This window comes from Pseudoalteromonas sp. DL2-H2.2 (assembly GCF_021532535.1).
Classification (GTDB): Bacteria; Pseudomonadota; Gammaproteobacteria; order Enterobacterales; family Alteromonadaceae; genus Pseudoalteromonas; species Pseudoalteromonas rubra_A.
This window is the reverse complement of sequence record NZ_JAKGBD010000003.1, coordinates 453,045-473,044: the sequence shown is the minus strand read 5'-3', so window position 1 is coordinate 473,044 and position 20,000 is coordinate 453,045. Positions and strand designations below refer to the sequence as shown.

General features: G+C 49.7%; 19 protein-coding genes. 13 read left to right on the top strand and 6 right to left on the bottom strand.

Features of this window, described 5'->3' with window-relative positions; translation table 11 throughout:
* Positions 1-291: 291 nt before the first annotated feature.
* Genes xthA through rlmA form a run of 3 tightly spaced genes read left to right on the top strand, consistent with a single transcriptional unit; the run spans position 292 to position 2,533 of the window.
* Positions 292-1,101 (top strand): exodeoxyribonuclease III, encoded by an 810-nt coding sequence (xthA, locus tag L1285_RS07795; protein WP_235411732.1) that lies wholly within the window; start codon positions 292-294, stop codon positions 1,099-1,101.
* A 5-nt stretch (positions 1,102-1,106) separates the two neighbouring features.
* Positions 1,107-1,733, top strand: a complete 627-nt coding sequence (locus tag L1285_RS07790; protein ID WP_235411730.1) for an energy-coupling factor ABC transporter permease — start codon at positions 1,107-1,109, stop codon at positions 1,731-1,733.
* Positions 1,730-2,533, top strand: coding sequence for a 23S rRNA (guanine(745)-N(1))-methyltransferase (rlmA, locus tag L1285_RS07785; protein ID WP_235411728.1), 804 nt, complete (start codon positions 1,730-1,732; stop codon positions 2,531-2,533). The genes L1285_RS07790 and rlmA overlap by 4 nt, the downstream gene beginning before the upstream one ends.
* A gap of 34 nt (positions 2,534-2,567) precedes the next feature.
* On the opposite strand, the gene yfbV is transcribed toward rlmA, so the two are convergent.
* On the bottom strand, positions 2,568-3,011 hold the full coding sequence (gene yfbV, locus L1285_RS07780; RefSeq protein WP_125719001.1) for a terminus macrodomain insulation protein YfbV: 444 nt from the start codon (positions 3,009-3,011) through the stop codon (positions 2,568-2,570).
* Between the two features lie 328 nt (positions 3,012-3,339).
* Between yfbV and L1285_RS07775 the strand changes: the two genes are divergently transcribed.
* From L1285_RS07775 to L1285_RS07745, 7 genes are all read left to right on the top strand, one after another.
* Positions 3,340-4,539: an acetate kinase gene (locus L1285_RS07775; RefSeq protein WP_235411727.1), complete on the top strand. Its 1,200-nt coding sequence runs from the start codon at positions 3,340-3,342 to the stop codon at positions 4,537-4,539.
* A 3-nt stretch (positions 4,540-4,542) separates the two neighbouring features.
* A complete protein-coding gene (gene pta, locus L1285_RS07770) occupies positions 4,543-6,690 on the top strand; it encodes a phosphate acetyltransferase (protein WP_235411725.1) in 2,148 nt (715 codons plus the stop codon).
* A 146-nt stretch (positions 6,691-6,836) separates the two neighbouring features.
* Positions 6,837-7,217: an ACT domain-containing protein gene (locus L1285_RS07765; RefSeq protein WP_046003753.1), complete on the top strand. Its 381-nt coding sequence runs from the start codon at positions 6,837-6,839 to the stop codon at positions 7,215-7,217.
* Entirely contained in the window at positions 7,217-7,723 is a 507-nt protein-coding gene (locus L1285_RS07760) for a PTS glucose transporter subunit IIA (protein ID WP_235411723.1), read from the top strand. The genes L1285_RS07765 and L1285_RS07760 overlap by 1 nt, the downstream gene beginning before the upstream one ends.
* Entirely contained in the window at positions 7,720-8,070 is a 351-nt protein-coding gene (locus L1285_RS07755; protein WP_235411721.1) for an ArsC family reductase, read from the top strand. The genes L1285_RS07760 and L1285_RS07755 overlap by 4 nt, the downstream gene beginning before the upstream one ends.
* On the top strand, positions 8,067-9,206 hold the full coding sequence (dapE, locus tag L1285_RS07750) for a succinyl-diaminopimelate desuccinylase (RefSeq protein WP_235411719.1): 1,140 nt from the start codon (positions 8,067-8,069) through the stop codon (positions 9,204-9,206). Before L1285_RS07755 ends, dapE begins: the two co-directional genes overlap by 4 nt.
* The gene (locus tag L1285_RS07745; protein WP_235411717.1) at positions 9,203-9,883 is read left to right on the top strand and encodes a M15 family metallopeptidase; all 681 of its coding nucleotides are present in this window, start codon (positions 9,203-9,205) and stop codon (positions 9,881-9,883) included. Before dapE ends, L1285_RS07745 begins: the two co-directional genes overlap by 4 nt.
* Positions 9,884-9,901: 18 nt before the next feature.
* On the opposite strand, the gene L1285_RS07740 is transcribed toward L1285_RS07745, so the two are convergent.
* Together L1285_RS07740 and L1285_RS07735 are read right to left on the bottom strand one after the other, a co-directional pair.
* Positions 9,902-11,119 (bottom strand): pyridoxal phosphate-dependent aminotransferase, encoded by a 1,218-nt coding sequence (locus tag L1285_RS07740; protein WP_046003748.1) that lies wholly within the window; start codon positions 11,117-11,119, stop codon positions 9,902-9,904.
* Positions 11,120-11,316: 197 nt separating this feature from the next.
* The gene (locus L1285_RS07735; RefSeq protein WP_046003747.1) at positions 11,317-11,661 is read right to left on the bottom strand and encodes an Hpt domain-containing protein; all 345 of its coding nucleotides are present in this window, start codon (positions 11,659-11,661) and stop codon (positions 11,317-11,319) included.
* A 128-nt stretch (positions 11,662-11,789) separates the two neighbouring features.
* On the opposite strand from L1285_RS07735, the gene L1285_RS07730 reads away from it, so the two are divergent.
* Both L1285_RS07730 and L1285_RS07725 read left to right on the top strand, forming a co-directional pair.
* Positions 11,790-12,398 carry a tRNA-uridine aminocarboxypropyltransferase gene (locus L1285_RS07730; protein ID WP_235411715.1) on the top strand — a complete coding sequence of 203 codons (609 nt, stop codon included), beginning with the start codon at positions 11,790-11,792 and terminating at the stop codon, positions 12,396-12,398.
* Positions 12,388-13,215 carry a CLCA_X family protein gene (locus L1285_RS07725; RefSeq protein ID WP_235411714.1) on the top strand — a complete coding sequence of 276 codons (828 nt, stop codon included), beginning with the start codon at positions 12,388-12,390 and terminating at the stop codon, positions 13,213-13,215. Before L1285_RS07730 ends, L1285_RS07725 begins: the two co-directional genes overlap by 11 nt.
* On the opposite strand, the gene L1285_RS07720 is transcribed toward L1285_RS07725, so the two are convergent.
* The 3 genes from L1285_RS07720 to L1285_RS07710 all read right to left on the bottom strand — a co-directional run bounded on the left by L1285_RS07720 (position 13,163) and on the right by L1285_RS07710 (position 17,688).
* Positions 13,163-15,676 (bottom strand): putative bifunctional diguanylate cyclase/phosphodiesterase, encoded by a 2,514-nt coding sequence (locus L1285_RS07720; protein WP_235411712.1) that lies wholly within the window; start codon positions 15,674-15,676, stop codon positions 13,163-13,165. The genes L1285_RS07725 and L1285_RS07720 overlap by 53 nt on opposite strands.
* Positions 15,677-16,014: 338 nt before the next feature.
* The gene (dcd, locus tag L1285_RS07715; RefSeq protein WP_125781960.1) at positions 16,015-16,602 is read right to left on the bottom strand and encodes a dCTP deaminase; all 588 of its coding nucleotides are present in this window, start codon (positions 16,600-16,602) and stop codon (positions 16,015-16,017) included.
* Positions 16,603-16,605: 3 nt separating this feature from the next.
* Entirely contained in the window at positions 16,606-17,688 is a 1,083-nt protein-coding gene (locus L1285_RS07710; RefSeq protein WP_046003743.1) for an Mrp/NBP35 family ATP-binding protein, read from the bottom strand.
* 253 nt (positions 17,689-17,941) lie between these two features.
* Here L1285_RS07710 and metG point away from each other — a divergent pair, with 253 nt between their 5' ends.
* Complete coding sequence (metG, locus tag L1285_RS07705) at positions 17,942-19,978, top strand: methionine--tRNA ligase (protein WP_235411710.1); 2,037 nt, start codon at positions 17,942-17,944, stop codon at positions 19,976-19,978.
* Positions 19,979-20,000 lie beyond the last annotated feature (22 nt).

Below are 20,000 nucleotides of genomic sequence, written 5' to 3'. Positions count from 1 at the left end.
CGCATTATATATACAAGTTTTACCGTGTAAATGGTAAAACTCAACTTTCCTGATCATTTAATAGGCTATTCACAACTCCCTAATCAGGCGCTTTAAAGCGGTTACAATTTTCGCGTTAATTAACAAAAATAGCGGATATAAACCGCCGCATTTGGCACGATAACGGGACCTAAAATCAATCCGATTAAAGGTCCAACAGGACGTGGGAAAATCACGCTTGCCCCTCCATTCACGCAGACAAAAATGATAGACTTAGCACCACTGACTATATGCAAATAAAGAACAACAACGATGAAAGTTATCTCATTCAATATAAACGGCCTGCGCGCTCGCCTGCACCAGCTACAAGCCCTGATCGATAAACACCAGCCCGATGTTATCGGCTTGCAGGAAATTAAAGTGCATGACGAAGCCTTCCCGGTCGCTGATGTTGAAGCGATGGGCTACCACGTGTATTTTCATGGCCAAAAAGCCCACTATGGCGTTGCTATGCTTTCTAAAAAGCCTGCAAAACAGATCCAAAAGGGCTTTGCGACAGACACTGAAGAATCGCAAAAACGTATGATCATTGGCACCTTTGAAAGCGACAGCGGTGAAGATGTCACTATCATGAATGGTTACTTCCCCCAGGGGGACAACATTAACCACGAGACCAAGTTTCCGTATAAACGTCAGTTTTATGCCGATCTCATGACCCATCTGAACAGCACTGCCGATAACGGCGAGCATCTGATTGTCATGGGCGATATCAATATCTCTCCGATCGATCTGGATATTGGTATTGGCGAGCCCAACCGCAAACGCTGGCTGAAAACCGGTAAGTGTTCATTCCAGCCCATCGAACGTGAATGGCTGCAAACATTAATGGACTGGGGTCTCAAAGATACCTTCCGCGAGCTCACGCCAGACGCCTGCGAAAAATACTCGTGGTTTGATTATCGCTCTAAGGGCTTTGATGACAATCGCGGTCTGCGTATCGACGTTGTTCTGGCTACAGAGTCTTTGATGGCCAAATGTGTTGAAAGTGACATTGACTACGAGCTGCGTGGGATTGAGAAGCCCTCAGATCATGCGCCAGTCTGGGCAACTTTTGACTTGTAACTAATATGTTCACCGCGCTTATCGCCATGGGCCTGTTCGCCCTGAGCATCAACAAACACCAGTATCAGACACTGCTACAGACGCCGGCAAGACAAACCGGCGTGCTGGCCAGTGCGCTGGTGCTGGCGCTGTTGTGGCAGATACAGGCAGGGATTTTACCCCAGCTATCTATTCATATTCTCGGGATCACAGCGGTAACGCTCACGCTTGGCTGGCATATGGGCCTGCTGTGTAGCACGCTGGCCACGCTACTGAGTTATTTCCTTGGCCCTATGCCCATCGACAATCTGTGGACATTTTGGCTATTCACAGCCCTGCTTCCGGTCTATCTGAGTTATGGCTTGTTTTTACTTTGCTATCACTTTCTCAGCCGCCACTTTTTTGTCTATATCTTTGTCTGTGCCTTTTTGTGCGGCGGACTGGTTGCTGCCAGTAAGATTATAATTAGTGCGCTTTATTACCTGAGTATCGGGCTGTATGACTGGCCTGTCCTGGTCGACAACTACATTTTTTATGCGGTCATCATGTGGTTCCCCGAAGCGATGCTGAACGGAATGGCCATTACCTTGCTGATCACTTACCGACCTCACTGGGTCAAAACCTTTTATGATAAGGATTACTTAGATAAATGACGCTGCATTATCGCTGCCCCATTTGCTCAGCACCTTTGACTGAACACAATAAAACACTGCATTGTGAGCATAACCATCAGTTTGATGTGGCCAAAGAAGGCTATGTTAACCTGCTGCCCGTCCAGTTTAAAAAGTCTCGCCAGCCAGGCGACAATCTGGATATGGTGCAGGCCCGTCGGGCCTTTTTCGCTACCGACCACTACCAGTTTTTACAATCTCACCTGGCTCAGGCCATTGCCGCTTTGCCCTGTCATGCGGTCATTGATATGGGCTGTGGAGAAGGCTTTTATACGCAGGCTATTGCCAATTCACTGCCCGCAACAAGCCAGGTGTTCGGTGTCGATATTTCAAAACCAGCTATCCGCTACGCGGCAAAACGCTACCCGCAGGTCCACTTTAGTGTGGCTTCAATTAAGGACACCCCCTTTGTTGCCGCTCAGGCAGATGTACTGCTAAGTGTGTTTGCTCCGGTATTTGCCGATGAAATGGCGCGCTTGCTCAAACCGCAAGGCCAGTTGTTGGTTGTAAGCCCGGGTCCCAAACATTTATATGAGCTGAAAACCCATATTTACGATGAAGTACGACTTCATGACGCCCCGGATTGCCCGCAAGGTTTTGTCGAAGCAGAGCAAACCCACCTTGAGCAGACCCAGCAGGTGCCCACAGACGTCATCAAGCACTTGATCAAAATGACGCCTTTTGCATGGAAGTTTAAAGAAAGTCACTACGAGGCACTAGACCAGGCCAGCCATCATGAAGTGACCTTTTCTTTTCTGATCACGCGCTACCAAAAAGCCTGACCAGCTTGCCTACCAAAAGAAAACCTCTGGTTTATCAGAGGTTTTCTTTTGCAAATGCCTTGTCCATTTTTTCAAACATATCTTTGAGCAATTTAGCCAGCTCACGATACTTAGGATCCCGTGAGGCATCGGCCTGATAGCCATTGGCCACCATTTTGTGATAGAGCTCTTTGTACCAGCTATTGAGGGCTGGATTAAGACGAGTGTCCGCCCGCTTTCCGAGCCATAGCAGGCCCTGCACCGGCAAAGACAAGAAGAATAAAGCGATGGTGATAGCCTGGGGTAAGTACGCCATTCCCAAGTACGTTGTTTGGACAAAAACCGAAATAATCGCCAACGCAGGCATTACCTGAAGGGCAAATTCAGTAGCTTTGATCACTCTGAATTCGGGAAATAACAGCGTCAATTCCTTGCGCATTGGCCACTCTTTGGCGTACTGACGTCCAAGTTGCACTTGTGAAATAAGACTTTTCTGCATCATAACTCCCGGGTGCAAGGGCAAATTGTTCACTCATTTATTATTGACCAAAATCGGCAACGGACAACTTACATTTAGTCCATTGAAGAACACCAGGCAACACCATTAACGCGTTGCTTACCTGTTATCGGCCAGCAGCCGTTTTGTGATCAATAAAACACTCAATAAAATACGATAAACCAATCGAGACGGCCTAACGTTTCTCAAAAAAATCGGGTAAAATTAACTTTATACTCGTCAATTACACCTTAGTCTAATATGTAGCTAAATGCGCCTTTTCATTTAGCTTAATACGCAATAACAGTTATTGTCAAAACGGATAGTCATTATGTCATCTACCCATGTTCTGGTACTCAATTGTGGCAGCTCCAGCCTCAAATTCGCAATCATAGACCCAAACACCGCTCAGGAACACCTATCTGGGCTTGCTGAACGCCTTGGCGAAAGCAATCCTCAGATCAAATACAAGCACCAAGGTCAAAAGCACACCGTCGCGCTTAATGCCGGTGAAGCCCACCAGATTGCCATCGACAAACTGGTCGAGCTGGTGAAATCCCTGGGTCTGGACAAAGAGCTGGTTGCAGTCGGTCACCGCGTAGTGCATGGGGGTGAACACTTCACACAATCGGCCCTGATAGATGACACTGTGCACCAGGCTATTGTCAAAACCGCCGACCTGGCACCGCTACACAACCCGGCCAACCTGCTTGGCATCGACGCCGCCATAAAGGCCTTTAGTCACTTGCCTCAGGTTGCGGTATTCGACACCGCCTTCCATCAAAGCATGGCGCCTACTGCGTATCTGTATGCACTGCCCTACGAGCTGTACAAATCCCATGGGATCCGCCGCTATGGCTTCCATGGCACCAGTCACTATTTCGTATCGACTCAGGCTATCAAAGCATTAGGCCTTGAGCAAAAAAGTTCTCGCATTATTACCGCGCACCTGGGTAATGGCTGCTCTGTTTGTGCAATCAAAGATGGTAAGTCGGTCGATACCAGTATGGGACTGACGCCACTGGAAGGCCTGATCATGGGCACTCGCAGCGGTGATATCGATCCGGGCCTGTTCTCCTACCTGGTTAACCAACTGGGTTATAGTGTAGAGCAAGTTGATACTTTACTGAATAAGCAAAGTGGTTTGCTGGGGATCAGTGAGCTGTCGAATGACTGCCGTACCATCGAAGAAGCCGCCGCAGACGGACACCCGCAGGCAACCTTAGCGCTGGACATGTTCTGTTATCGCCTGGCTAAGCAAATTGCCAGCTTTGCCGTGCCTCTGGGTGGCGTGGATGCGCTGGTATTTACTGGTGGCATTGGCGAAAACTCAGATGTTATCCGCGCAAAAGTGGTTGAGCAACTTAGCTTTTTGGGTATGGAGATTGATGCGCAGGCAAACCTGGATGCCCGTTTTGGTAAAGAGGGAGAAATTACCCGCTCAGGTAACACGACCAAAGCACTGGTGATCCCGACCAACGAAGAATGGGTCATCGCCCATGATGCCGCGCAACTGGCACAGGAGCAATAAGCTATGAGCCGTCGTATTATGTTGATCCCCATCTCAACCGGCGTAGGCTTAACGTCCGTGTCGGTTGGCCTGGTGCGCGCGCTGGAGCAAAAAGCCGTTGCGGTTAATTTTTTCAAACCTATCGCACAGCCTCGCAAAGAAGATACCGGCCCGGAGAAATCAACCCTGGTCGTACAGCAAGGCTCATCCATTTCACCGCCGACGCCTTTTGAGCTGAGCTATGCGGAGCAAATGATAGGCGATGGTAAAGGCGATGATTTGCTCGAAGAAATTGTTGAACGGTTTGAAAGCGCCATCAATCCGGGTGAAGTGGCCATCATCGAAGGCATGGTGCCAACGCGCCGTCAGCCTTATGCTGGCCGTGTTAACCGGGAAATCGCTCAAACACTGGGTGCGGATATTGTGTTTGTGCTGACCCCGGGCAACGATAGCAATGATCAGCTCGAAGATCGTCTGGAAATTGCCGCCGGTAACTATGGGGGTGTTGACCATGCGCGGGTATTGGGCTGTATCTTTAACAAGGTCAATGCACCGCTTGATGAAGATGGTCGCGCACGTGCCGATCTGGTCGATCAACACGAGCCGGAACAACTGGAAAACGAACTCAACCGATTGGCCTCTTTGCCTATCTTCCGCAAGCATCCATTTATGTTACTGGGCGCCATTCCCTGGGATTTTGATCTGGTTGCACCGCGTGTAGTTGACCTGAGTAACTACCTGGGCGCGGAAGTGATCAATGCCGGAGACATGGCACACCGTCGTTTAAGACGGGTCACCTTTTGTGCCAGAACCGTGTCAAATATCCTGAACCATTTTACGCCCGGCGCCCTGCTGGTCACGCCAGGCGATCGCTCCGACATTCTGGTTGCGGGCTGCCTGAGTGCCATGAATGGCACTAAGCTGGGCGCGATTTTGCTCACCGGCGGTTTTAAACCCGAAGCCAAGATCATGGAGCTGTGCGAGCAAGCGATGGCAACAGGCCTGCCGATTTTGGCAACCACAGCAGATACCTGGCGCACCTCTTTGTTGCTGCACAACTTCAACATGGAAGTACCAGCAGACGACGAACAACGTATCGACAAAGTCAAACAGCATAACGCCGATCATATTGACGCCGACTGGTTAGACTCGCTGGCTCAGGGCGTGGCGAAAACGCGCAAGTTATCACCTCCGGCATTTCGTTATTTGCTGACCGATTCTGCGCGTAAAGCCAACAAAACCATTGTACTGCCAGAGGGCAACGAACCTCGTACGATTAAAGCCGCAGCCATTTGTGGCGAGCGAGGCATTGCCAAAACAGTGCTGCTGGGAGAGCGCGAAGAAATCGAACGTATTGCCGCCCAACAAGGGGTGGAGCTTAACGACAATGTCACTATCCTCGACCCCCATAAAGAGGTTGAAAAGTACATAGCGCCTATGGTCGAGCTGCGTAAAAACAAAGGTCTGACCGAAGTCGTCGCGGCTGAGCAATTGCAGGACAACGTCGTGCTGGGCACTATGATGCTGGCCGAAGACAAAGTAGACGGCCTGGTGTCCGGTGCTGTCAACACGACCGCCAACACCATTCGCCCGCCGCTTCAGCTGATCAAAACGGCGCCGGACTCCTCTTTGGTCAGTTCAGTATTCTTTATGCTGCTGCCCGATCAGGTGCTGGTCTATGGCGACTGTGCCATTAACCCCGATCCAACCGCAGAGCAGCTGGCCGATATCGCGATTCAATCTGCCGAATCTGCCGCTGCATTTGGTATTGAGCCGAAAGTGGCGATGATCAGCTACAGCACCGGCACATCGGGCCAGGGGGCTGACGTTGATAAAGTGCGCGAAGCGACGCGCATTGCGCAAGAAAAACGCCCGGATCTGGATATTGACGGACCACTGCAATACGACGCCGCCATCATGGAAAATGTTGCACGTAAAAAGGCGCCAAACAGTAAAGTCGCTGGTAAGGCAACGGTATTTGTATTCCCGGACCTCAATACCGGCAACACCACCTATAAAGCGGTTCAGCGAAGCGCCGATCTGATCAGTATCGGGCCTATGCTGCAAGGTATGCGCAAGCCTGTTAACGACCTCAGCCGCGGTGCATTGGTTGATGATATTGTCTATACCATTGCACTGACAGCTATCCAGGCAGGACAAAACGACCAGTAGTCAGTCTGGCTTATCTGTCGCCCAATACGGGAAGCACACACGCTTCCCGTATTACAACTTAACAGAGTGTGCAGCCAACGGAAAAAGGTTTATTTTGACCATGCTTGGCTATACTATGAAAGAGTCACAAGTGTCAGGACTCGGATATGTCGAAGCAAACATTGCAGGTATTGCCGCACAATTTTACCATCCATAGTCTGGATAGTGATCAGGCTGTGCCCGCAGCAGTGATGTCTGCCGAGATATTTTTTATTGCAAAAACCTCGGAAGAACTTTCAATTGTCTGCCCAAGCGACCTCAAGTTTGACAGTTTCGCCACCGAGCCACATTGGCGCGCATTGGAGGTGATTGGGCCACTAGGTTTTTCGCTGACCGGTATTATGGCCAATATTTCTGGCGTGCTGGCCGCAGCGAATGTGTCTATTTTTTCGATTTCCACCTACGACACTGACTATATTTTGGTTAAAGAAGCACAACTTCCTGATGCCATTAAGGCACTCAAAAAAGACGGATACTTGTTTGTCTGATGCACTTATCACAGCAGATTAATTACGCACCGATTGCGCAAATTGCCAATCCCATCATGCACATTGCCAGTCCCTTTACCGGCAAAGTACACCCCCTGAGCCAGCACCCGGAGCCTTTGTTTGCCAGCGGCATGCTGGGACCAGGCGTCTGTGTGAAATTAAATACCGCGATGATGCTGGCTCCCTGCCCGGCCAGGGTTGAAAAAATCAGCCTGCAGGGCTGCGAATTTATACTGCGGGCAAAATCCGGGCTGTTAATGCTGCTCCACCTGCTATTGCCAACTGAATATCGCAAAACCGAGCACCTCATTCAGCACAGTTATGGTAAAAAGCAGGTCGCGATGAACGACGTCTTATGTTATTTCGATGTGCCGGGCGATATTGAGATCCTGGGTACCCTGATACTGCTTAATGCAGATAAGCTGGGACCCTGTTATTATCCATTGAATCAAGTCACTGCGGGCAAAGATCCGCTTATTACACTATCCAGGGCATGTAATTTATGACCACTATTATGTACGGTATCAGCAACTGCGATACCATTAAAAAAGCCAAGAAATTCCTCGAACAACACAACATCAGCTATACCTTTCATGACTACCGCAAAGACGGACTGGACGCGCAAATGCTGGCTGAGTTTGTCGATGCGCTGGGCTGGGAAAATGTACTGAACAAACGCGGCACAACGTACCGGGCACTCAGTGATGAGGACAAGCAAAACCTTGACGCAGACAGTGCACAAAAGCACATGTTAGCCGCACCGGCAATGATCAAGCGCCCTATTTTGCTGCATGCAGGCCAGTATCACCTGGGTTTTAAAGCACCGCAATATCAGGATATTTTCTCGCTATGAGTGAGACTCACAGTGAAGTAGTGGCGCTCGCAAGAGCGCTCATTCAGCGCCCTTCGGTGACACCTGAAGACGCCGGATGTCAGGCCATGATCAACGCGCGCCTGAGTGCGCTGGGGTTTAACGTCGAAGAGCACTTCTTTGTTGACACCCTCAACACCTGGGCACGCAAAGGCAGTGAAGGCCCGCATTTTTGCTTTGCCGGTCACACCGATGTGGTGCCCGTCGGTAACGAGCGAGACTGGCGTTATCCGCCATTTTCAGGTGAGATACACGACGGCATGTTGCATGGCCGGGGTGCAGCCGACATGAAGGGTTCTCTGGCTGCCATGGTGGTTGCCACTGAGCGTTTTATCGCACGTTTTCCGAATCATAAAGGCTCGATCAGTTTTTTGATCACCTCAGATGAAGAAGGCCCATTTATCAACGGCACCACTAAAGTGGTTGATTTACTTGAAGCCAGAGATGAAAAAATAGACATGTGTCTGGTGGGCGAGCCCTCATCGCGGGACAGCCTGGGTGATGTAGTTAAAAATGGACGCCGTGGTTCACTGACCGGGCACCTGACCATCAAAGGTATCCAGGGCCATGTTGCCTACCCCCACCTGGCCAGAAACCCAATCCACCAGAGCACGCCGGCACTGACCGAGCTCAGTACAACACAATGGGACCAGGGTAACGCGTTTTTCCCGGCCACCAGCTTCCAGATCTCGAATATCCATGGCGGGACCGGCGCTGGCAATGTGATCCCAGGCAGCCTGGATGTTCAATTTAACTTTCGCTTTAGTACCGAAGTAACCGCTGAACAGTTAAAAGTTCGTGTCTGTGGGATACTCGACAAGCATGGTCTGGATTATGACTTACACTGGACACTCAACGGCCTGCCGTTTTTAACCGAGCCCGGGCCGTTATTAAATGTGACTCTGGATGCCATCAAAACGGTGACGGGCATTGATGCCAACCCGGAGACAACCGGCGGCACCTCTGACGGGCGATTTATCGCACAAACCGGCTGTAAGGTGATCGAACTGGGGCCAGTGAATGCCACTATCCACCAGGTGAATGAATGCGTAAGCACAGAATCACTCGACCAGCTTGCTGAAATCTACGAACTGATTTTGGAAAAGTTGCTTACATGAGCCAGCTCAGCACACTTGCATCCCAGGCCAGTGGCCTCTGTGACAACCATTTAGTCCCATTTGGGGGCTATGCGGTTCACCGCGCCATCCAGCGTGATCTCAGTGCGCTGAGTGAGGCCGCTGAGCGAGCCGGGTTTAGTTTCAGCATAGCCTCGGCCCATCGCGACTTTCATCGTCAGTGCCTGATTTGGAATAACAAGTTTCTGGGGGTGCGCCCGGTGTTAAACGCTCAGAATGAAGCTGTAGACTTATCTGTGTTAACCCCTGAGGCCTGTGTGCACGCAATTATGCTCTACTCAGCCCTGCCCGGTGCCAGCCGTCATCACTTTGGTACCGACCTGGATGTTTATGCCCGCAACTGCCTGCCTGATGGACAACATTTGCAGCTCGAACCCTGGGAATATGAGCAAGGCGGACCTTTTGCTGAGTTTAATGCCTGGCTGAGTGAGCACCTTGGCGAGTTTGGTTTTTTTCGGCCCTACCAGCGCTATCAGGGCGGTGTTGCCGCCGAGCCCTGGCATATCAGCCACAGGCTCAGTGCAACAAGAATGATGGAAGCGGTTTCTGTGGAAACGCTGGCTGCTGTGATCCACAGTCATGATGTGGCAGCCAAACACACTATTTTGCAAATGTTGCCGACGCTTTACAGCCAATACATCGACAACATTTGTGAGTAAATCAGCAATAGGCGTTCCCTATTGCTGCCGGTAATGTTCAAAAAACCGCTGCATCCTGGCCATGGCGGGTTCCAGTTCATCCATGTGGGGTAAAAATACCAGTCGGAAATGATCTGGTTGAGGCCAGTTAAACGCCCTGCCATGCACCAGCAGTATTTTTTCTTCGCGCAGCAAGTCCAGCATCATACGCTCATCGTTTTTTACATTGAAATGTTGCGTATCTATTTTGGCAAATGCGTACAATGCACCCATAGGTTTAACGCAGGATACACCCTGCATATCATTCAGCCCCTGCCATGCAATCTGACGTTGCTCATACAAGCGCCCGCCAGGCTCGATTAGAGCGTCGATAGACTGTACGCCACCCAATGCCTGCTGGATAGCAAACTGTGCCGGAACGTTAGCGCATAAACGCATAGACGCCAGCATGTTCAGACCATCAATGAGATCTTTCATCGCCGCCACTTTGCCGCTGAGCACCATCCAGCCCATCCGCAAACCAGCTGCGCGATACGTTTTGGCAAGCCCGTTAAAGGTGATGACAGGTAAGTCGTCACATAAAGACGCAATTGACCAGTGTACGGCTCCATCGTAGAGGATCTTTTCATAGATTTCATCGCTGAGCAGCAACAGGTTGTGCTCTCTGGCAATGTCGATCAGCCCCTCCAGCAGCGCTTTGCTATACACGGCGCCGGTCGGATTGTTGGGGTTGATTAGCACCAGAGCCCGGGTGTTAGGGGTAATTTTGGCACGAATATCGGCCAAGTCAGGAAACCAGTCGGCCGCTTCATCACATAAGTAATGAACCGGTTTACCACCTGACAACTTAACAGATGCCGTCCATAACGGGTAATCCGGGGCCGGGATCAAGACCTCATCACCGTCGTTAAGCAGCGCCTGCGTGACCATCTGGATAAGCTCGCTAACGCCGTTACCAATGAAGATGTTATCTACACTGATATTTGGCAGGTTTTTCTGCTGGTAATGCTGATACACAGCGACCCGGGCAGAATAAAGCCCTTTTGAATCACAATAGCCCTGAGCATCCGACAGATTGCGAATGATGTCTCGGTGCATATCTTCAGGCATATCGAAGCCAAATGCAGCCGGGTTGCCAATGTTAAGTTTGAGGACCTTAGTGCCCTCATCTTCCATTTTCTTTGCCTGTGATAGCACAGGACCGCGAATATCGTAGCACACCCCGTTGAGTTTGCTGCTTTTAGTAATTTTTATCATTATTTCTCCCTATTCAGGCCACTAGAATAACGCTCCAGCGACAGGAAGAAAAGCAGATTCCGAACAGAGAATGAAAGGAAGATTTTAGAAAAGAGTAACACTGAGGGCACCACAGTAATGTAACGCCTGCACAGCGAAAAACAGCTCATAACACGCTGAGCTGTAATGGACATTTACACTTGCAAACGAATACCAACCTACGCGTTGGCCATCAGCCATTGTTGCAGCTTGGCAGTAGAGCCAATCACTTGCTGAGATAAACTGCCCAACGCGTCTTTGGCAGCGTTAACATCACCCTGAAGCAGCAACATTTCTACTTCACGGGCACTGTCGGACAAACTCATTGCACCAAACTGGGCCGCATTCGACTTAAGACTATGCGCGTTGCGCGTCGCCGCCTCCAGATCAACCGGCAAAGACTCTCTTACTTCGCGCTCCAACCGCTCGAACTCACTGATGCAAAATACCAGGGTGTCTGAAAATTGCTCACCTAACAGGGACTGCATCGTATCCAGGCAAGCTTCATCAATCGTTACATTCATATTAGTCCTTTCACTATATTGGCTAACAAACCCACCAACAGCCTCACTTACAGTTAATGCTAGCTAAGAGGGCCCTAAACTGCAAACTATGATATGATCTGTGACAGAAAAAACAGTAAAATAATGCGATGAAACGTCCCCTTTGCAATCACTGCCAGTTTCCTGAGCAGACTTGTGTCTGCAAGTTCCTTGGCAAGCCGCTCAAAAACCACTGTAAGATACTGGTGTTACAGCACCCCAGTGAAGTCAAAGTCGCTAAGAATACGGTTCGCCTGTTATCATTGCAACTTAGTAACCTTGAGGTCGTTGTCGGTGAGTCTGAAACCGATTTTGCGCAAGTGCGCGAGCAACTTCAGTCAGTTCAATGCGCACTGCTTTACCCTTCTGAAAACGCTATGGCGCTCTCTCCCTCCCAGGAACAAGCAAATCGGCCAATCATAGAGACCTTGGTGGTACTGGATGGCACCTGGAAAAAAGTGCACAAAATGCTGATGCTCAACCCCTGGCTGATGACACTGCCCCATGTCTCATTCGCTCAACTGCCTGAAAATCAGTACCATATACGCAAAGCAGAGCAAGCCTTTAGCCTCTCAACACTGGAAGCAACAGCCCATTTTTTACATCTTTATGAGCAAGTCTCACCCGCGCCGCTATATCAGGCACTGGCTGGCATGATTGAACAACAAACCAGGCAAATGCCTGAGCATGTAAAACAGAGGTACTTACGTGACGAGTAATCGGTCGAATAATCGGTCGAGTAATAGTTCGAACGGTCGGTTAAAGCGGCAGTTTTTTCGTGACGGGCCAGATTATCGCTTCGGCGACCAGGCCAGCTTTGATGAAATTAAAGCCACCTTTGGCTTTAAGACCATTACCTTAGGTGCCTGGGTCAGTAAAGATGAGCAGCACATAGCCGCCAACTTACTCTACGATGCGCTGGCCGACCTCACCCAACTCCTGTCACTGCCCCCTTTTGCAATTGGCCTCAGAGGCACTTTAAATTTAGCTTTTGGTAGTGGTGGGCAGGCTGGTGTGCAGGCACATTACGACAGCACAAAACGCACTCTGGCACTGGCAAAAAATGCAGGAGGAGGCGCACTTGCGCACGAATGGTGGCATGCTTTCGATCATTACATTGCCAGGCACATGTTCAGCGAAGTGGGTGCGCATGACTTTGCATCGGCGCTGTGGCTCGTGCAACCACCTTTGCTAAGCCACCCGCTTAATCAACAGCTTGATGATCTCTTTCGCATTTTGTTTCTGGATAGCAGCACACAGGAGCCGAGTGATTATTTTAAACGTGCAGCGTTACTGGATAAAGCGCGCGGTAGTCAGTATTACGCCCGACCTCAGGAGCTCACTGCTCGTGCTTTTGAATGGGTCATAGCCAGTCAGCCTCAGATCCGCAATGCTTTTTTAGTGGATGATGTACTCGGCTCGGAACTCCAGCATCAGGGCGGTTTTCCCGATGCAGCGATTGCTGCAGCAACGCTCAACTCGACTATAAACTACTTTCAGATGCTAGGTGCTGCGTTATATCGTCAAGCGCAATAAACTGCGCTAACCAGTCTTGATACTGGGTAAATGGTAAGGGCCGGGAAATATAAAATCCCTGGCCAATATCACAGCCAAAGGCCTGCAACATCTGGTAACAGTGCACACTTTCGACCCCCTCGGCGACCACCATAGATCCCAGACTGTGCGCCATATCACAGGTGGCCTTGCAGATCGTCTGATTGGTAGCAGAGCTGGCTATATTCATCACAAAGCTTTTATCAATTTTTATCTCATCAACACCCAGCTGACTGAGATAAGCCAAAGATGAATAGCCCGTACCAAAGTCGTCGATGGCCATTTTAACGCCCAGGCGCTTAAAGCCATCAATGATCTCATTGAGATCCGCCTCATTGGCTAAAGTCGCAGATTCAGTGATTTCCAGCATCAGTTGCGAAGGCGCAAGACTAAGCTGGCTTATCAGCGTGATCAGTTGCACCGCCAGCTCCTTTCTGCCAATGTCTTTACCCGACACATTTAGGGACAACACATGCTGCGGATAGAGACGACACAACTCAGCCTGGGCAGATAGCGCCTGCTCAACAACCCAATCCGTGATCTCAGGGATCATACCAGAAGTTTCAGCAATAGGGATAAACTCATCAGGCGGGATCATTCCTAACTCTGGATGATGCCAGCGCAATAACACCTCTGCACCGAACACTTCCCCCTGTTGCAGCTTGACCTGAGGCTGAAAATACAAAGTAAACTGGTTTTGTGATATCGCATATTTCAACGACGATGCCACTTTGATCCGCCGTTCTAGTGACAATGAGTCATTCTGATCGAACAAATGCCACTTTTGAGTGCCAAGCGGGCGTGCAGAGATTGCCTGTAAAGCCCGCTGCATCAGCGCTTCTGTGGTTTGTGCATGAATGGGATTGCTCGCAACACCAATTTCGAGCTGATCGACCAGCAACTCGCCTTTAAAGTTTACTCCCTCTTCAAAAATGGAGGCCAATAAGCAGGCATATTGCTCTACCTGGCTCAGCTCCAGCTTACCCCGCAGTACAATAGCAAACAGAGCGTCGTCCAAACGGTAAATTTGGGTCTTACTGTTTGGCTCAGCCGCAATCGTCACCCGGCCATAGGTATCCAGTTGAAACTGCACTTTTTTTAACAAAGATTTCAGCTGCATCGCCGCATAATCCCAGCCCATATTTAGCCTGATCACCGTCAGTACTTTGGGCCTGAACATAATCAAAGTATGGTGCTGGTGGGTACTTTGCAGACCATCTAAGGCTTTTTGTAACATGTGTCGGTTGGGTAGTCCCGTTTCTTTGTCATGATTGGCGTAGCGTAGTAGCAGCAGCTTTTTCTGTCTCTCATGCCAGTAAACATAATAGCCAAGCAGCAATATATGCCCCGTCAACAAAGCATGATTAAGCACATAGTAATGTGAATTGGCAAACACACCTAACTGCCCCAACATCAAGATCACCAGTAAAAGCAGCGCAGGCATAAAAGCAAACGCCAGCAACCGGGCTTCATATTGATATTGTCGGGGCTGCATCCAGAGTAAATACGCGACATAGGCCGTAACCACCAACCCGGCCATCACCTGAAACAATAACTGATAGCTGGCATGCAATGGCGCACTGACACACACAACCAGCAACAAGGCCCACAATAATCGCCATACATAGTGCTTATGCTGCTCATTCAGCCGTTTTTGCGCGACAAAATAATGAAAAAAGCATAAAGCACACGCTAATGACAGCAAGAAAAACTGACTGCTATACGTTGCCAGTGCACCACTTACAACCGCTGGATACAGCAGCGTATTGATACCACTCTGTGCGCCACTGACAAAAGCAACCAGCAATACATATGCCGCAAGCGCCAGTAATCCTGGCCTGAATTGAGTCACTGCCATCATCAACAGAAACAATGCCAAAAAGTAGATGCTGCCCGCTTCAACACCCAATAAAAAGACTCGGCTACTAAAGCGTTGTACAAACTCGGATTCATTCTCTGCACTTATCGAGAGCCACTGAGGGTGGCTACCCTGCGCCTGAATATAAAGCTGCGCGCTGTATTTACTTCCTGGGACTTTAACATGTGGTAAGACTGCCTGGGCAGGTGACACGAGCTCTTTGGCAGGGGCAACCAGCGTATATTGAATTAACTTACCGGCGCGCTCCAGATAAAACTTTAGTACACCCTCAATGGGCTGAGTATAGATAACTTGTTCATGCTGTACATTTGGAGGAATATCGACCCGCACCCAAGTTGCGACCCCACGCTGCAGCTTGACGATCTGCTCTGTCTCTGTCATTTGTGTTGTGACTTGACGGATCTCAGCCAGGCTCAGCTGATTGGTTGCATCATTATAAGCTTTGAGGGACATTGCCGCCTGCTCACCTGCCAATAGCGCATCAGCTCGAGCATGGCTGTCCAGCAGCAAGGCTGTCATCATAACCAAAAATACCGCCATCATGCGTATCACGCCTGACCACATCCCAACCTCCTTGAGCAAGTGGCATAGTTCGATCAATCAGCGGGCCGGTTATACCAATTTCACCTAATACCTGTTCAATTTGACGGAGCAAATTGGTATTACAACAGTGCCCAGTGTTACTGGTTTCAGGGATTGCCAACATCAAGCGAACATGTTCAATAATGCACGCTGCGATGTAGCTTTGATGTTAAGTATGGAAGCTGAAGTTTGAATTGCCAGTATCAAGTTAAAAAATCTTCATTTTTGCTGGCAATTGAAAGGGAGGGCTTGGTGCTGTATGGCACGTACTTTCCCGGTACGTACCACACAGTTTATTCGGTGCAATATAAGCTTTTTTATTAGCGATTGTCGTCGCTTATCCGGCTCGCGATGGCGCTGTTCTGGCCTTTGTATTTCGCATCTTTACGCATGTTATATGGTGCCTCAGCGGGGCTGCTCAGCGTCTCAAAGCTCAGCGCGCCAATCTTCATCTTTGGTCTCAAAGCCAATGGCAATTTACCTGAGTTATAGAATTCCAGCACAATATTCCCTGACCAGCCCGGATCAATGCGATGTGCGGTCACGTGGACCATCAGACCCAATCTGGCAAGCGAGGAGCGGCCATCCAGCCAGCCAACCAGATCGGCTGGCAAAGTCACAGATTCATAGGTCATGGCCAGTGCCAACTCACCCGGGTGAAGGAAAAAAGCCTGACCATCCTCAAGTACAATCTCGTCACTCATAATGGACTCCATCGCCGCGTTGATCTGCTCCTTAGGGCCACTTAAATCAACATAAGGTGCGGCATGATCCTGAAACACCCGGAACTTATTACCCAGACGCAGGTCAACGGTTACCCCTGAGATCATCTCATCGCCCGGCGATGGCACAATTTGAATGTGTTGATTTTTTATTGCTTCTTTTATGTCTCTGTCGGAGAGTCTCATTGCTTAGTCATCCGTTATTAGAATTTCGACTCCTTGAGTCGATTTCGATTGTAAATACAGCATACTGCTCACCAACTGCGCGCAGTAAATATAATGATCTTTTATCGCCAGTGCCTGAGCTGTGATGTTAGCCCCTTGCTCTGAGTTTTCCCGAATGCCCGTATCCAATGGAATTTCAGCAAGTAACGGGACACCATGGCGAGCAGCCAACTTCGCTCCCCCTTCACTGCCAAATATTGCATTTTTGCCATCGCAATGCTGACACGTAAAGTAGCTCATATTTTCGATAAGGCCGATGATCGGCAGATTAACTTTGTTGAACATCGCAATGCCCTTTTGGGCATCAGCAAGGGCCAGGTCCTGTGGCGTTGTTACCACAATAGCGCCGCTGGCAGGGACTTTTTGCGTCATGGTCAGTTGAATGTCGCCTGTACCCGGAGGCATATCTACTATCAGGTAGTCCAGCTCCCCCCATGCGGTCTCATTTAGTAACTGAGCAAGCGCCTGTGACGCCATCGGGCCACGCCACACAGTTGCGTCGTCCTGAGCGACTAAAAAGCCGATGGACATCGCCCTGATCCCATCTTTCTCAAACGGCTTTAAGGTCTTTTCGTCTAGTGCTTCAGGCTGTTGTCCTGTCAGTCCCAATAATGAAGGAATAGAAGGACCATAAATATCGGCATCCAGAATCCCAACCTGAGCACCCTGAGATGCCAATCCCGCAGCCAGATTCACGGCGGTTGTTGACTTGCCAACGCCGCCTTTGCCCGAAGCCACCAACACAATATGCTTGATTTGCTTAAACTGGGTTGTACCGGCCACGGCTGTGTGGCAGGTAACGCGAATGTCGGTGTTCAAGGAATCACTCAAATGTGAGGCCAGTATCTCGCCTTGCCCGGAGGCTGCAAAGGGTAAGGTCAATGACACTTGCCAGCTCGTGCCTTTCGCTTGCCCCTCTACTATCTCCGTTATCCACTGCGTATCGATCCCCATTGGAAAAATCGCACTACGGTAGTGTTGCAGGTGAGTTTTAATCTGTTCTTTGATGGGGTCCTTCCTCGTAAATAGTTTTTCAATACCAAACATACAAATAAAACGCCTTGAGGTGATGAAATGGGCGCTGGAATTATGTAACATTCACCTCATTAAAACCAGTCAAATTCGCGTCTGCCGGGATTTTCCCGGCCGTTCTGGTCAGTCTTTTAGCAATAATTGACGCACAGACCGGGCCGAAGTTTTTGTGCTCTGTATAGATGAGGTTAAAAAAAAGCACCGAGTCAGGTGCCAGTCAGCCTATCTGCAAAGCCAAACTGAGCCGCTCTATTTTCATGGAATAACTATGACAAAGAGAAAAATTCTCATAACGAGTGCACTGCCCTATGCCAATGGACCGACTCACCTGGGTCACCTGTTGGAATATATTCAAACTGATATCTGGGCACGCTTCCAGAAGCAACAAGGCCACGAAACCTATTATGTGTGCGCCGACGATGCACACGGCACCCCGATTATGCTCAATGCACAAAAGCAGGGCATTACACCGGAAGAAATGGTTCAGCAAGTCAGTATTGAAAGACAACGAGACTTTGCCGACTTCAATATTGAATTTGACAACTACCATAGCACCCACAGCGATGAAAACCGCGAGTTGAGTGAGTTGATCTATACGCGTCTGAACGACAAAGGTCACATCAAAAAGCGCACTATCTCTCAGCTGTTTGATCCTGAAAAGAGCATTTTCCTGCCGGATCGCTTTGTGACCGGTACCTGCCCAACCTGTAAAGCAGAAGACCAAAATGGCGATAGCTGTGATGCCTGTGGTGCAACATATAGCCCAACTGAGTTGATTGACCCTAAGTCTGTAATGTCGGGCGCGACACCTGTGCTGAAAGATTCCGAGCACTTTTTTTTCGACCTGCCCGCATTTGAAGACATGCTAAAAACCTGGCTGCACTCTGGCAGTCTGCAGGCTGAAATGGCCAACAAGCTGGATGAATGGTTTGCAGATGGCTTGCAGCAATGGGACATCAGCCGCGATGCGCCATACTTTGGCTTTGAAATTCCAGGTGCGCCAGGTAAATACTTCTATGTCTGGCTGGATGCGCCGATTGGCTACATGGCCAGCTTTAAAAACCTCTGTGACAAACAGGGCCTGAACTTTGACGAGTTCTGGGCTGAGGGGTCTGACGCTGAGCTTTATCATTTTATTGGTAAAGACATCATTTACTTCCACAGCCTGTTCTGGCCGGCTATGCTGGACGGTGCAAACTTCCGTAAGCCAAACAACGTCTTCGCTCACGGCTTTGTCACCGTAAACGGCGCGAAAATGTCGAAGTCAAAGGGCACTTTCGTCAAAGCACGCACCTACTTGGAGCACCTGGATCCTGAGTATTTGCGTTATTACTACGCCGCTAAACTGAACAGCGGTGTTACTGACCTGGATCTGAACCTGGAAGATTTCGCCCAGCGCGTTAACTCAGATCTGGTTGGCAAGGTCGTCAACATCGCCAGCCGCTGTGCCGGCTTCATCACCAAAAAGTTCGGTGGTAAGCTAAGCGGTACCGTAATGGATGAAGCGCTTCTGAGCAGCTTTGTGGCAGCCAAAGACAGTATTGCCGGTCATTATGAAAACCGCGAATACAGCCGCGCTGTACGCGAGATCATGACACTTGCTGACAAAGCCAACCAGTTTATCGACGCCGAGGCGCCGTGGGTCTTGGCTAAAAATGAAGACACCTTAGAGCGCGCCCATCAGGTGTGTTCAATGGGTCTTAACCTGTTCCGCGCATTGCTGACTTATCTTAAGCCGATCCTGCCGGGCATGGCGGCCAATGTTGAAGCCTTTTTAAATACCGAGCTCAGCTGGGATAGCCTGGAAACCCCACTTGTTGACCATGAAATCAACAAGTTTAAGGCACTGATGCAACGTGTTGAACTGGATAAAGTCACTGCCATGATTGACGCTTCGAAAGAAAGCCTGGAGAAGAAAGTGGGCGGTCAAAGCGCTCAGCCAGCGGCTGACAGCCCGCTGGCTAAAGAGCCCATCGCCGACGAAATCGAGTTCGATGATTTTGCTAAAGTTGACTTACGCGTGGCAAAAATTGCCAATGCCGAGCACGTCGAAGGTGCAGATAAGCTACTGAAGCTGACATTGGACTTAGGCGGTGAAACTCGTCAGGTATTTGCTGGCATTAAATCGGCCTATGCACCGGAAGATTTAATCGGCAAGCTCACTGTAATGGTTGCCAACCTGAAGCCACGTAAAATGCGCTTTGGTATGTCACAAGGCATGGTACTGGCCGCAGGCCCAGGTGGTAAAGAGATTTACATTCTTAATCCGGATGAAGGCTCACAGCCTGGCATGCGTGTAATGTAAACCGCAACCCGGTTAAAATGGA

Excerpts from the sequence above, each read along its gene's own strand:
- L1285_RS07745 (WP_235411717.1), top strand. The coding sequence starts at position 9,203 with ATGAGCCAGCTCAGCACACTTGCATCCCAGGCCAGTGGCCTCTGTGAC.
- rlmA (WP_235411728.1), top strand. The coding sequence starts at position 1,730 with ATGACGCTGCATTATCGCTGCCCCATTTGCTCAGCACCTTTGACTGAA.
- pta (WP_235411725.1), top strand. The coding sequence starts at position 4,543 with ATGAGCCGTCGTATTATGTTGATCCCCATCTCAACCGGCGTAGGCTTA.
- yfbV (WP_125719001.1), bottom strand. The coding sequence starts at position 3,011 with ATGCAGAAAAGTCTTATTTCACAAGTGCAACTTGGACGTCAGTACGCC.
- L1285_RS07755 (WP_235411721.1), top strand. The coding sequence starts at position 7,720 with ATGACCACTATTATGTACGGTATCAGCAACTGCGATACCATTAAAAAA.
- L1285_RS07760 (WP_235411723.1), top strand. The coding sequence starts at position 7,217 with ATGCACTTATCACAGCAGATTAATTACGCACCGATTGCGCAAATTGCC.
- L1285_RS07790 (WP_235411730.1), top strand. The coding sequence starts at position 1,107 with ATGTTCACCGCGCTTATCGCCATGGGCCTGTTCGCCCTGAGCATCAAC.
- xthA (WP_235411732.1), top strand. The coding sequence starts at position 292 with ATGAAAGTTATCTCATTCAATATAAACGGCCTGCGCGCTCGCCTGCAC.
- metG (WP_235411710.1), top strand. The coding sequence starts at position 17,942 with ATGACAAAGAGAAAAATTCTCATAACGAGTGCACTGCCCTATGCCAAT.
- L1285_RS07765 (WP_046003753.1), top strand. The coding sequence starts at position 6,837 with ATGTCGAAGCAAACATTGCAGGTATTGCCGCACAATTTTACCATCCAT.
- L1285_RS07720 (WP_235411712.1), bottom strand. The coding sequence starts at position 15,676 with ATGTGGTCAGGCGTGATACGCATGATGGCGGTATTTTTGGTTATGATG.
- dcd (WP_125781960.1), bottom strand. The coding sequence starts at position 16,602 with ATGAGACTCTCCGACAGAGACATAAAAGAAGCAATAAAAAATCAACAC.
- dapE (WP_235411719.1), top strand. The coding sequence starts at position 8,067 with ATGAGTGAGACTCACAGTGAAGTAGTGGCGCTCGCAAGAGCGCTCATT.
- L1285_RS07735 (WP_046003747.1), bottom strand. The coding sequence starts at position 11,661 with ATGAATGTAACGATTGATGAAGCTTGCCTGGATACGATGCAGTCCCTG.
- L1285_RS07775 (WP_235411727.1), top strand. The coding sequence starts at position 3,340 with ATGTCATCTACCCATGTTCTGGTACTCAATTGTGGCAGCTCCAGCCTC.
- L1285_RS07740 (WP_046003748.1), bottom strand. The coding sequence starts at position 11,119 with ATGATAAAAATTACTAAAAGCAGCAAACTCAACGGGGTGTGCTACGAT.
- L1285_RS07730 (WP_235411715.1), top strand. The coding sequence starts at position 11,790 with ATGAAACGTCCCCTTTGCAATCACTGCCAGTTTCCTGAGCAGACTTGT.
- L1285_RS07710 (WP_046003743.1), bottom strand. The coding sequence starts at position 17,688 with ATGTTTGGTATTGAAAAACTATTTACGAGGAAGGACCCCATCAAAGAA.